The sequence below is a fragment of the Duncaniella sp. B8 genome (assembly GCF_005304985.1).
Taxonomy (GTDB): Bacteria; Bacteroidota; Bacteroidia; order Bacteroidales; family Muribaculaceae; genus Duncaniella; species Duncaniella muris.
On record NZ_CP040121.1, the window covers coordinates 433,962 to 446,758 of the forward strand.

7 protein-coding genes, 1 tRNA gene and 3 rRNA genes are annotated in these 12,797 nt (G+C 52.1%); all 11 read right to left on the bottom strand.

Features of this window, described 5'->3' with window-relative positions:
• Positions 1–31: 31 nt before the first annotated feature.
• The 11 genes from FDZ78_RS02050 to FDZ78_RS02100 all read right to left on the bottom strand — a co-directional run bounded on the left by FDZ78_RS02050 (position 32) and on the right by FDZ78_RS02100 (position 12,604).
• Positions 32–637, bottom strand: coding sequence for a phosphatase PAP2 family protein (locus FDZ78_RS02050; RefSeq protein ID WP_136408993.1), 606 nt, complete (start codon positions 635–637; stop codon positions 32–34).
• Positions 638–671: 34 nt separating this feature from the next.
• Positions 672–2,108 carry an RNA polymerase factor sigma-54 gene (gene rpoN / locus FDZ78_RS02055; RefSeq protein WP_123399200.1) on the bottom strand — a complete coding sequence of 479 codons (1,437 nt, stop codon included), beginning with the start codon at positions 2,106–2,108 and terminating at the stop codon, positions 672–674.
• 62 nt (positions 2,109–2,170) lie between these two features.
• A complete protein-coding gene (gene neuB, locus FDZ78_RS02060; RefSeq protein WP_136408994.1) occupies positions 2,171–3,184 on the bottom strand; it encodes an N-acetylneuraminate synthase in 1,014 nt (337 codons plus the stop codon).
• 4 nt (positions 3,185–3,188) lie between these two features.
• The gene (locus FDZ78_RS02065) at positions 3,189–4,160 is read right to left on the bottom strand and encodes an ATP-grasp domain-containing protein (RefSeq protein WP_136408995.1); all 972 of its coding nucleotides are present in this window, start codon (positions 4,158–4,160) and stop codon (positions 3,189–3,191) included.
• Between the two features lie 5 nt (positions 4,161–4,165).
• Positions 4,166–5,155 (bottom strand): NAD-dependent 4,6-dehydratase LegB, encoded by a 990-nt coding sequence (locus FDZ78_RS02070; protein WP_136408996.1) that lies wholly within the window; start codon positions 5,153–5,155, stop codon positions 4,166–4,168.
• A 28-nt stretch (positions 5,156–5,183) separates the two neighbouring features.
• Positions 5,184–5,654 carry a lipocalin-like domain-containing protein gene (locus tag FDZ78_RS02075; protein WP_123399193.1) on the bottom strand — a complete coding sequence of 157 codons (471 nt, stop codon included), beginning with the start codon at positions 5,652–5,654 and terminating at the stop codon, positions 5,184–5,186.
• Positions 5,651–7,180 (bottom strand): capsule assembly Wzi family protein, encoded by a 1,530-nt coding sequence (locus FDZ78_RS02080; protein WP_168182139.1) that lies wholly within the window; start codon positions 7,178–7,180, stop codon positions 5,651–5,653. The genes FDZ78_RS02075 and FDZ78_RS02080 overlap by 4 nt, the downstream gene beginning before the upstream one ends.
• Before the next feature lie 289 nt (positions 7,181–7,469).
• A 5S ribosomal RNA gene (rrf, locus tag FDZ78_RS02085) occupies positions 7,470–7,578 on the bottom strand.
• Between the two features lie 163 nt (positions 7,579–7,741).
• A 23S ribosomal RNA gene (locus FDZ78_RS02090) occupies positions 7,742–10,651 on the bottom strand.
• A gap of 187 nt (positions 10,652–10,838) precedes the next feature.
• Positions 10,839–10,912, bottom strand: a tRNA-Ala gene (locus tag FDZ78_RS02095).
• 159 nt (positions 10,913–11,071) lie between these two features.
• Positions 11,072–12,604: ribosomal RNA gene (locus FDZ78_RS02100) — 16S ribosomal RNA — on the bottom strand.
• Together the 16S, 23S and 5S rRNA genes with 1 tRNA gene alongside form the textbook arrangement of a ribosomal RNA operon.
• Positions 12,605–12,797: the final 193 nt, after the last annotated feature.

The following is a 12,797-nucleotide window of genomic DNA, read 5'->3' on the forward strand; positions in this document are numbered from 1 at the left end:
TTAATTTATTAATATGTAGAGGTTAAATTTTTCAGAGCATTGACATCAGATATACGCAGATGAATCCATTGGCGCATCCGGCAAGCACCTGCCACAATGTGTGGCGTCCGAGATATACACGGGCGGTCATCACAGCCCCTGCCAGAATTATAACGGTCGAAAGCCAGAGATTCATATTATAGAGTGCGTAGTGCGATGCTACGATTCTGAACAGCAGGGCCACAAGTCCGCCCATCGCTGCTGCGTGGGCACTGATTTTCCACCAGTAGTTGACCGCGACATTTATCACCGTTGCCAGTGCGGCACCGGCGAAGAACATAGGCAGCCACAGCGGGGCGCTCGCCTTGAAAAAGAAAAATCCGCAGCCAAGATAGCAGAGCACCACAGCTCCGTAGGGCAAGTATCGCTCCTTGCGCTCGTTGAGCCCCGGATCAGAGACCATGCCTGACCGGAAGAGTGCCATGATGATAGACACTGGAATCAGACAGGTGATGACAAAAGTTATTCCGACAGCCGTGCAAAGAAGATTGACCGGCAGATATCTAAGTATGGTAAGAAATGCGGCCAGGATCATGCCATAGGTGGGAACCAGCAGCGGAGAAAACAAGACCGACAATATTTCCGAAATTCTTTTCATTATTCTCTGATTATAAATATAACGTTAATTCATGCTATATGCCTTTCCGCAAACGCGCCACCGGCAGGCCAAGGCGCTCGCGGTATTTCGATACTGTCCGTCGGGCTATCTCGTAGCCCCTGTCGTTGAGTTCTTTCATAAGCGCGTCATCGCTGAACGGATGGAGCGGGTCCTCACCCTCGATGATCTCGCGAATCACTGCAAGGATCTCACGCGAGGATGTCTCTTCATCATCTCCTCCTACACGCTCGTTGAAAAAGAATTTCAATGGATAGATGCCTACAGGGGTCGAGACATATTTGCCGGCCGTCGCTCTTGAGATCACTGAAAGGTCATAGCCTGTCTCGCGCGAGACATCCTTGAGAATCATGGGCCGCAGGCGAGTCTCGTCTTCGCTGACAAAAAAATCGCGCTGAAGTCTGACTATCGCCGCCATGACATTGTAGAGAGTCTGCTGGCGCAGGCGCAGCAGATCAATGAAGTCTGTGGCATCCTCACGCTTGCGGCTGACAAACGCCATCGCATCCTTCCGTGAGGCGGCTGTCGAAGCCACTGAAAAGCTTTCGCCATCGGCAGAAAAACTCTTTTCGATAGTGAGATCAGGGATGTTGTTAAGCAGCGTCAGGGTGATACTGTCACCGTCTACTTCTACATTGAAGTCGGGTATTATATGCCGCGAGCGTACATCGGCGTCACTGTCACCGATAATGCCTCCTGGCTTTGGATTGAGCGAACGGATCACGTCGATTGCATCCCGCAGGCTGTCACGGTCAATGCCCAATGCCGCTCCGAGACGGTCGTAATGCCGCAGAGAAAAAAGGTCGAAATAATAATCTACTATCTCCAGAGCGATTTTACGTGAGGGAGTTGGTTCAAGCCTTTTGAGTTGTAGTGACAGGCAGTCTCTTAGGTCATAGGCACAAACTCCAGCCGGATCAAGGGCTCGGATGCGGTCGGCTACAGCACCAAGCTGCTCCATAGTCAGTTCAAGCCCTGCATTTATTGCAAGATCGTCGAGAATCTGCGGGAGCGTGCGGGTCAGATAACCGTTGTCATCAAGATTCCCTATAATATAACCGGCAGCAAGAAGTTCAGTGTCGTTTATATCGGTTTCCCGCAACTGGTTCATGAGCCATTCTCCGAGGGAATTCTCTCCGGCTACGGCCACCGGTTCATAATAGACATCATCACGCGAGGAATTACGCGCTTCAAGCCGATAGGCCGGAATCTCGTCTTCGTCCTTGTAATCTGCGAGCTGCATCTCTTCGGCACTTTCGTGAAAATCATCCTCCGGGGTCTCGCTGTCACTGCGGTCGGCAATCTCAAGCGCCGGATTGTCATCAAGCTCGCGCCTTACCTCTTCCTCCACTTCCGGACCGGTCATCTCAAGCATACGCACAAAACGCATCTGCAGGGGCGAGAGCCTCTGCTGGAGTTTCTGGGAAAGCGATAATCTGAGTGATTCTTTCATTTCTGTTACAATGCCGTGATGACTGCTGCTGTTTTTACTGTCGCTGACACATCGCCGCAGCGCTACAGTTCGATCAGAGAATCATATGCGAAATCCTTTTTGGCCACCTGGCCGATCACACTATCCCACTGCATAGGGCTGATGCCATTGCCGGGGCGCTTGACCGTAATGTTCTCTTCTGTGAACATCTCACCCTTGACAATGGTTCGGGCGGCGACTATGCTCTTGCGGGCTACTTCTATATTCGGTCGCTCCGAGTCTGCCACGGCCTTCACGCCGCTGCCCAGCGCTTTTTCTATATGGCGCACGGCCTTTACCATCTCGGCGAGCTCAGCCGGATCGAGCGAGGCGCGGTGGTCTGGTCCGGGCAGATTTTTGTCAAGTGTAAAATGCTTTTCTATCACCTTTGCGCCAAGTGCGGCGGCCGCGACAGGAACCTCGATTCCAAGTGTGTGATCGCTATAGCCCACGCCACCGGTGTTCAGCCGGCGCAGACTGTCCATAGCTTTGAGATTCACATCGCTGTAAGGTGTAGGATACTGGGTTGTGCAATGCAGCAATATGATGTCTTTGCGGTTTATGCCTCCGGTTTCGAGGATATCGACTGCGGTTGCTACCTCGTCAATGGTCGACATTCCGGTCGAAAGTATCACCTTGCCGCCGGTCTTAGCGATCTTGCGCAGATAGGGCAGATTGGTTATCTCGCCGGAAGGAATTTTCCAGTAGTCCATATCAAGAGACGCAAGGGAGTCGATGCTCACAAGGTCAAACGGAGTGCTCATGAAACCGATGCCTTCCTCGCGGCAGAGTGCTGCCAGTTCAGGATAGGCCGAAAGAGGCAGATGGATTGCCTTACACATCTCAAGCTGTGATTCGGCCTCTCCGGTGGTCTCTTTCTGATACTCAGCCTTGGGGGCTATCGATGAGATGACCAGTTCAGGCACCGCAGTCTGGAATTTGACATAATCCGCTCCCGCACGGGCGGCTTCCACCACCATCCTGCGCGCCATTTCCATCGAGGCGTTGTGATTTACGCCGGCCTCGGCTATGATGATTATTTTTTCTGCGTCGTTCATACAGTCAATGGAAATTTTTTTTAACATCAAATACCGCTTCTTCAAAGTAGCGGCAGATCATTACTCCGCTTCTGACTTCACGGCTGCCGTCATAAGGCTGCCCGCAAGCTTCCGCAAGAATCATCGCCGGAATATCGGCTCCGGCATGGACCGAGCATACCACTCCGCCGCCAAGCCGCGGATTGATCTCCATAAGCATCAGCCGGCCGCTTTCAAGGTCACGCAGATACTGCAGGGTCACGGCTCCGCGCAGTCCGAGACGCTCTACAGCCTGACGTGAGGATTCAAAGATATCCTGATCATCGACTGTAACCGTTCTGGAAACTTCGCCGCCTACCACTTCGAGTCTGCGCCGCGGGCTCACGCACAGGGTTTCGCCTTTCTGTGTGATATAGCAGTCAACAGTGTATTCCTCTCTCTTCGGATAATATGTCTGAAGCAAATATTCGTCACTGACATTCTGGAGCCGGCGGAAATCGCTTATTCCGTTCAGCACTTCAATTCCCTTGGAAGCCGATCCGCGCCGCGGCTTGGCTATCAGAGGAAACACAGGCTTGCCTCCACGATATGTTGTCGGTATTTTCAGACCTGCGCTCTCGAAAGCACAGGCTGAAAGCACTTTGTCAAACAGAGTCTCGGCCAGCCCCGGTCTGACAACCGGTGACCACGCATCGCCGTAGGTGGCCACATAGGCCCCGGCTATCGAGATCGCACCGTCGACAAACGGCAACAGCACATCGATATGATAGGCTCCGACAATCTGATGGATATGATCAAGTATGTCAGGCGCACCCCAACGGCGACCAATGATTATACCGCCTATGAGCGCTACGGGCACTTCAGCTTCAAGTTCATAGCTGTAGATTCCGATCTCAAGCCCCATCCGGTTTCCGGCCTTTATGAGTTTTCGCCCGAAAGAAACCCGTTTGGCTCCTCCGAGAAAAAGGATATTGATTCTCTTTTTACCCTCTGCCATAAGCCTCAGACGTTATAGATACCGCTCTTGTATTTCGACAGGTTATCACCCTTGGTAAACCACTCCACCGTCTCGCGCAGTCCGTCTTCCAGGCTGTAGCGCGGACGCCAGTCAGTCAGAGATGTTATCAGACTGTTGTCACCGCAAAGCCTGAACACTTCGCTGCCTGAGGGTCTCAGACGCTGCGGATCCGTCACATAGTCTACCTTTTCGCCCATGATCCTTGCTATTGTTTCAAGCGTTTCGCGCATGGTGACCTCTGTGCCGGTGGCAATGTTGATCTCTCGGCCTTCTATGTCCTCTGCGCGGCCGAGCGCAATGAAACCCGCTGCCGTATCCTTTACGAAATTGAAATCACGTGTAGGTGTGAGATCGCCCACTTTTATCTCACGCATTCCGGATGCGATCTGAGTGATGATCGTAGGAATTATGGCACGGGCGCTCTGACGCGGACCGTAAGTGTTGAACGGACGCGCAATCACAACCGGCAGTCTGAATGCGTTGTAGAAACTGAGTGCTATGGCATCGGCTCCGATCTTTGTAGCGCTGTAGGGCGACTGCGGCTGACGCGGATGGGACTCGTCGATAGGCACATATTTTGCCGTTCCGTAAACTTCACTGGTCGAGGTTACAATCAGACGGCGCACCCCGCAGTCGCGGGCGGCCTGACACATATTGAGCGTTCCCTTGATATTAGTGTCGACATAGCTGTCAGGCGCTACATAGCTGTAGGGAATCGCAATCAGTGCGGCGAGATGATAGACTGTGTCACAGCCTTCGGTAATATGGCGGCAGAAATTCGGGTCTCTGACATCGCCTGTGACTACTTCAAGATCCGGGCTGCTTACTTCTTCAAGCCAGCCCCAGTTGTTGAATGAATTATACTGGCTAAGCGCTCTGACTGCGTAGCCTTCGGCCAGCAGCATCTCGGTCAGATGAGAGCCGATAAATCCGTCGGCTCCGGTAACGAGCACTCTTGTTTTTGCCTTATCCATATCTCTTATTGTATATATAATGTCTGTGTTAATAGGGTCTTTTTAGATAATATGTATATGTGACATCGTCAGCTCCGATATATGAGAGCACCATACGATGGTTTTTAAACCGGTCGATGTGCAGACGTGTTATGCCATCGCTCACCAGATGCAACGCAGCCGGCGCCCTATAGCCCGGCTCGTGGCCCGGCTCGTCATCACTGTAGCTGAAATTCAATTCAAGCACATCATTTTCTTCACGCCATGAACCGGTATGTTCCACATATTCATGACGGGGCAACATCTCCACAATCTGAATGATCTTGCCCTGAAACGCCCAAGTATAAAGCTCAACACCGCTTCCATCGGTGTAAAGCGGCAGGGCCTCTCCGTCAGCAGTAAGCTTTTCAAGACGCCATTCGCCGAAATAATCGCCAATGTCGCCATCATTCCGGGTGCAGCCGCATGTGACAAGCACCAGCAGCAACACAATAAATATATCGGTCAGTCTGTGTCTCATTTCTGTCTGCTTATTTTATATTTGATCCCTACAAGAGCGCCGAATGCATTTCCGGGCATCGTACCTCGGTCAAGCTCAACCTGCATGTTAAGGCTAAGTCCTTTGACAAGCGTAGCCGGATGCCAGTTCGCCTCCAGCATAACCGCCGTTTCATGGATCGGAGTTTTCAGCATAGCCTTCGAGGTTCCCCACGCTTTGCGGTAGCCCCCTTTCAGTCTATAACTGATATCACCGCCCAGCTCACCCTCCACTCCGATGTGGAAACCACGCAGACTGTTGGCGATGAAGCCGGGGTAGCCGTCGCGGTTATAGATCGGCGCCATGATGGCCGGTGTGCCTAACGACTGTCCGTAGTAGGCATATGAGTTATGCGAGGCATTGTTATAATAATCATCAGCACCTGAAACATGGTCAGGCACTGTGGTTCCCGGATTGTCAACCGGAGCAAAATGTATAGGCCCGCTCTGATTCGTGAAATCAAGATATTCCACAACGGCACCACTTACCAAACCTTTCGATTTTGCCTTATAGCCAAGACCCCAGAGGCCATCCCAGCCGTTGAGTTTACCTATGCCGGAGCCATCTTCCCAAAGCCAGGAACAGTAAGCCGATAGTTCGGATCCATTGGCAAAAGCATATCTGGCTTTGATATCCCATGTGCCGAGATGGTTTCCTGACACAAATCCCTCACCTCCGTCTTTCGAAGGAAGTAGCATCATGAAAAACTCCTTTATCCCTGCCGGATATTTGTCTTCAAGTATAAGTTCTCCGCGCCGATAGTAACGGTTCGTGCCCCCGAAAACGGCAACGGCCTGCATACCGAACGTAACAGACAGCCGCTCAGTCGGCTTAGTGCGGAAATAGCATCGCTTGTAATTATAAAGCTCGTTCTCGCAGATATGATAGGAATAATAGTTATAATGATCACGCCACCATGAACTATCCATCATTTTGCCAAATGCCACCTCACCGGAAATCTGCATCCAGCCATTAGTGAAAGGTATGTTCTGAAAATCCCAGAAACCGGCTCTTATCTGCGGAATCGGTCTCGCGTTTCCGCTCTCCACCAGATCTCCGCTCGTCAGCGACTGAGGCAGAATAGGAGAATCATGCTCCTTCATCCCGGCTTCGACAAACACCCCGCGGTATTTTATTTCGCCGTAAAGCTGCTGGACTCTCAGCATTGAAGGACGCTCTGAATGATAAAACCATGAATTACTTTCCCGGTCATAGCGCTCATAGCTCACCGCAGAAGAGTAACCGCCTATCACGTCAAACCCGAAACCGAACGAAAAACGCCGGTCATAGTCCATGTCATGCCAAAGACGGGCTTCCGCCTGCACATTGTCAGCCTGAGTGAAACGCCCGTGACGCAACGACGAAATATAAAACGGCGCAAAATCACCGCTTCCGGCTCCCACACTGAACTCTCCCTCATAATTCATCGGAAGTTCAGCAGAAACCGCAAAAGGCAAAACTAATGCAAAAGCCACTACCGACTGTCTGAATCGCCGTCTAAAATTCATGTCATCACAGGATTCTAAATTGTAAAATAATATTTTTTTAATTTCATTTGGGACAGATAAAACCATTCCCGATACAAATTTAGGCAAAATCCGTGAGAATCCCCAAGCCGCCACAAAAACATAATTCAAAATTTATATCCCATGAGCGGAACCATCCTTATTCCAGCTGTGAATAAATAACAATGATTCGGTAAAAATTACGGGTCCGCGGATTTTTCCGATGGGCGGAGGGATATAAAAAAAGCGGGCCGGAAGCTGTCTCTGTGACAGGATCCGGTCCGCGGTTTAGAGGGGGCGGTTATCTACTTTCCCACTTTCGTAGTATCATCGACGTGGTGAGGTTTAACTTCTCTGTTCGGAATGGGAAGAGGTGGAGCCCTCACGCTATGGCCACCTTAGTATCGTTAAAAAAGAGGTGACTGGAAGCGAAGCTGATGTTCTTCAGCTATCTCGCGAGTTTGTATTTCAGACGCTCTGAACTGAACCAGAGGCTTTGTTATCGTTTGCCGTTGCTTTGATGTTCTGCCGGCTGAAATTGTTTTTGTTTGTTTGGGATTGCTCCCAAGAAAGGGTTTGGGCGATTAGTATCGCTCGGCTGTGTACGTTACCGCACCTGCACCTGCGACCTATCTACGTCTTCGTCTTAAACGGCCCTTATGTGGAGATCTTATCTTGAGGGGGGCTTCGTGCTTAGATGCTTTCAGCACTTATCCTTACCCGACGCGGCTACCCGGCGGTGCTCCTGGCGGAACAACCGGTAAACCGGAGGTCGGTCCAACACGGTCCTCTCGTACTAGTGTCGGGGCCTCGCAAATCTCCTGCGCCCACAACAGATAGAGACCGAACTGTCTCACGACGTTCTGAACCCAGCTCGCGTGCCACTTTAATAGGCGAACAGCCTAACCCTTGGGACCTTCTCCAGCCCCGGGATGTGACGAGCCGACATCGAGGTGCCAAACCACTCCGTCGATATGAGCTCTTGGGAGGGATCAGCCTGTTATCCCCGGAGTACCTTTTATCCTTTGAGCGATGGCCCTTCCATGCGGAACCACCGGATCACTATGCTCTAGTTTCCTACCTGTTCGACTTGTCTGTCTCTCAGTCAAGCGCGCTTGTGCCATTACACTCTGCGGCCGGTTACCAATCGGCCTGAGCGCACCTTTAGAAGCCTCCGTTACGCTTTTGGAGGCGACCACCCCAGTCAAACTACCCACCAAGCAGTGTCCGCGCCGATGCGCGTTAGAAACCAGATGTGCAAAGGTCAGTATTTCAACGTCGACTCCACGATGACTGGCGTCACCGATTCTCTGTCTCCTGACTATCCTACACATCGCACACCCGGTCACAGTGCTAAGCTGCAGTAAAGGTTCACGGGGTCTTTTCGTCCCGTTGCGGGTAATCGGCATCTTCACCGATACTACAATTTCACCGAGCTCACGGTTGAGACAGTGTCCGGATCATTACACCATTCGTGCAGGTCGGAACTTACCCGACAAGGAATTTCGCTACCTTAGGACCGTTATAGTTACGGCCGCCGTTTACCGGGGCTTCAATTCAATGCTTCTCTTGCGATGACATCTCCTCTTAACCTTCCGGCACCGGGCAGGTGTCAGGCTGTATTCTTCATCTTTCAATTTCGCACAGCCCTGTGTTTTTGTTAAACAGTTGCCTGGACCTATTCTCTGCGCCCCTCCCGTGAAGGAGGGGACCCCTTATCCCGAAGTTACGGGGTCAATTTGCCTAGTTCCTTAACCGTGAATCTCTCGAGCGCCTTGGTATGTTCTACCCGACCACCTGTGTCGGTTTGGGGTACGGGTCCCTTCAGGATTAAGTTTAGCGGATTTTCTTGGGAGCCTGATTACCTCCGCTGTCGGATTGCCACGGGGGCTCTCCGTACTGTCCCGTTTCAGCATCTGAGGCGGATTTGCCTGCCTCAGATATACCTACGCGGTTTAACGTGCTATTCCGTCAGCACGCGGGAGTGTCACTTCTCCGTCTCCACGTCACTCCTGAAGGGAGTAACGGAATGTTGACCGTTTCTTCCATCGGCTGCGCCTTGCGGCTGTGCCTTAGGTCCCGACTGACTCTGATCCGATTAGCGTTGATCAGAAACCCTTGGTCTTGCGGCGAGGGGGTTTCTCGCCCCCTTTGTCGTTACTTATACCTACATTTGCTTTTCCGGGACCTCCAGCCAGGCTCGCGCCTGACCTTCTGCGGCTACCGGAATGCTCCCCTACCAATCGACGGATGAACCGTCAATTCCACGTCTTCGGCACCGGACTTATGCCCGATTATTATCCATGCGGGATCACTCGACTAGTGAGCTGTTACGCACTCTTTAAATGAATGGCTGCTTCCAAGCCAACATCCTAGCTGTCCTTGCAATCCCACCTCGTTATTGTCTTCAACTTAGCCCGGATTTGGGGGCCTTAGACGGTGGTCTGAGTTGTTCCTCTCTCGGACGCGGACCTTAGCACCCGCGCCCTCACTCCCGGGGATCGTGCCGTGGCATTCGGAGTTTGTCAGGACTTGATAGGCGGTGAAGCCCTCGCATCCTATCAGTCGCTCTACCTCCACGGTACTGCGCCCGAGGCTGCACCTAAATGCATTTCGGGGAGTACGAGCTATCTCCAAGTTTGATTGGCCTTTCACTCCTACCCTCAGGTCATCCGAAAGCTTTTCAACGCTTACCGGTTCGGTCCTCCAGTGGGTGTTACCCCACCTTCAACCTGCCCAAGGGTAGATCACTTGGTTTCGCGTCTACCGCCGCTGACTAGATTGCGCCATATTCTGACTCGCTTTCGCTTCGGCTCCGTCCATCCGTGGACTTAGCCTCGCCAACGACGGTAACTCGTAGGTTCATTATGCAAAAGGCACGCCGTCACTGCACGAAGCAGCTCCGACCGCTTGTAGGCACATGATTTCAGGGTCTGTTTCACTCCTCTGTTCGAGGTTCTTTTCACCTTTCCCTCACGGTACTGGTTCGCTATCGGTCTCTCGGTAGTATTTAGCCTTACGGGATGGTCCCCGCGGATTCGGCCAGGATTTCTCGTGTCCCGGCTTACTCAGGTGCCGTCTCTGTCAGTCGTCTGTTTTCGCCTACGGGGCTGTCACCCGCTGCGGCGCCCCTTTCCAGAGGCTTCGGCTAACTTCAAACTGTCCATTTGCTGACGGTCCTACAACCCCGGTCAGTGCCTGAACACCGCCGGTTTGGGCTCTTGCGCGTTCGCTCGCCACTACTGGCGCAATCATTGGGTTATTTTCTTTTCCTTTGGGTACTGAGATGTTTCAGTTCCCCAAGTTCGCTTCTTCCATTCGGAAGATACTGCCTGTTCGGGCAGTGGGTTGCCCCATTCGGAAATCTGCGGATCAAGGGATATTTGCTCCTACCCGCAGCTTATCGCAGCTTATCACGTCCTTCGTCGCCTCCGAGAGCCCAGGCATCCTTCATGTGCCCTTCTCTCCTTTCTTTATGACCTTAGTTTTCAATCGGTTCGAACATCACGCGGCTCGCTCTCTGAAATTGTTCAGTCTTTTGTCTGATTTCAGAAACGCGAAGTTTGTTACCTCGTGTTTCGCTTGATTTGATTTACTCGTTGTGTTTGCTTGAAGATTGTATCTTCTTCGCTTCCAATATGTCAATGTCCTCTTTTTTGAGTGGAGAATAACGGATTCGAACCGTTGACCCCCTGCTTGCAAAGCAGGTGCTCTAGCCAGCTGAGCTAATCCCCCTTTTAGCCGGAAAAAAATTCCGGTTATAAGGTCAATAGAACGCTGAAAGCAGTACCGGAGCATCTTCCGGCTTGTCACTCTTTTCATAAGTCAGTCGCTGCGGACATCTCCGGTCCGGGAGTTTCGGGAAACTGACGCTTGGCGTTGTTTCCGCTCCAGAAAGGAGGTGTTCCAGCCGCACCTTCCGGTACGGCTACCTTGTTACGACTTAGCCCCAGTCACCAGTTTTACCTTAGGGCGCTCCTTGCGGTTGCACACTTCAGGCACTCCCGGCTTCCATGGCTTGACGGGCGGTGTGTACAAGGCCCGGGAACGTATTCACCGCGCCATGGCTGATGCGCGATTACTAGCGAATCCAGCTTCATGGAGTCGAGTTGCAGACTCCAATCCGAACTGAGACAGGCTTTCAAGTTCCGCTTTGCGTCGCCGCATTGCTTCTCTCTGTACCTGCCATTGTAACACGTGTGTCGCCCCGGACGTAAGGGCCGTGCTGATTTGACGTCATCCCCGCCTTCCTCACAGCTTGCGCCGGCAGTCTCGCCAGAGTCCCCAACTTGACTTGCTGGTAACTGGCGATGGGGGTTGCGCTCGTTATGGCACTTAAGCCGACACCTCACGGCACGAGCTGACGACAACCATGCAGCACCTCGACACAGGCTCCGAAGAGCTACCTCCTTTCAAAAGTATTCCTGTGTCGTTTGAGCCCGGGTAAGGTTCCTCGCGTATCATCGAATTAAACCACATGTTCCTCCGCTTGTGCGGGCCCCCGTCAATTCCTTTGAGTTTCACCGTTGCCGGCGTACTCCCCAGGTGGAATACTTAACGCTTTCGCTGTATCACTCAGGGATCATTCTCCCCGAACAATTAGTATTCATCGTTTACTGTGTGGACTACCAGGGTATCTAATCCTGTTCGATACCCACACTTTCGTGCATGAGCGTCAGTTGAGCGCCGGTATGCTGCCTTCGCAATCGGAGTTCTGCGTGATATCTATGCATTTCACCGCTACACCACGCATTCCGCATACTTCTCGCTCACTCAAGAAAACCAGTTTCAACGGCTCGAAGAGGTTGAGCCTCTCAATTTTACCGCTGACTTGATCTTCCGCCTGCGCACCCTTTAAACCCAATAAATCCGGATAACGCTCGCATCCTCCGTATTACCGCGGCTGCTGGCACGGAGTTAGCCGATGCTTTTTCTTCGGGTACTCTCGGAACGCCACGCGTGGCGTCTTTTGCTCCCCGACAAAAGAGGTTTACAATCCATAGGACCGTCTTCCCTCACGCGACTTGGCTGGTTCAGGCTCGCGCCCATTGACCAATATTCCTCACTGCTGCCTCCCGTAGGAGTCTGGTCCGTGTCTCAGTACCAGTGTGGGGGACCTTCCTCTCAGAACCCCTACGCATCGTCGCCTTGGTGGGCCGTTACCCCGCCAACTAGCTAATGCGCCGCATGGCCATCCGTAGCCGGTGTTACCCTTTAAACTCCATGAGATGCCTCTCGGAGTTATTACGCGGTATTAGACGGAATTTCTTCCGCTTATCCCCCTGCTACGGGCAGGTTCCATACGTGTTACTCACCCGTGCGCCGGTCGCCGGCGGAAGTATTGCTACCTCCCCGCTGCCCCTCGACTTGCATGTGTTAAGCCTGTCGCTAGCGTTCATCCTGAGCCAGGATCAAACTCTTCGTTGTTGTCTATATATTTTTCTTTTCTTCTTTATTAAAAAAAGCAAAGCTAAAATACAGACCGTTTGTTCTGTTATTTCTTTTGCTTTCACAGAAACAACCGTCAAAAACCGAATGTCTGCCCGGTCCGTCAGTGGATGTCCGTTCAATCTATTGCGATCTAACTTTGAAATTGACAGAGTGCATTTCCTAAAAATGA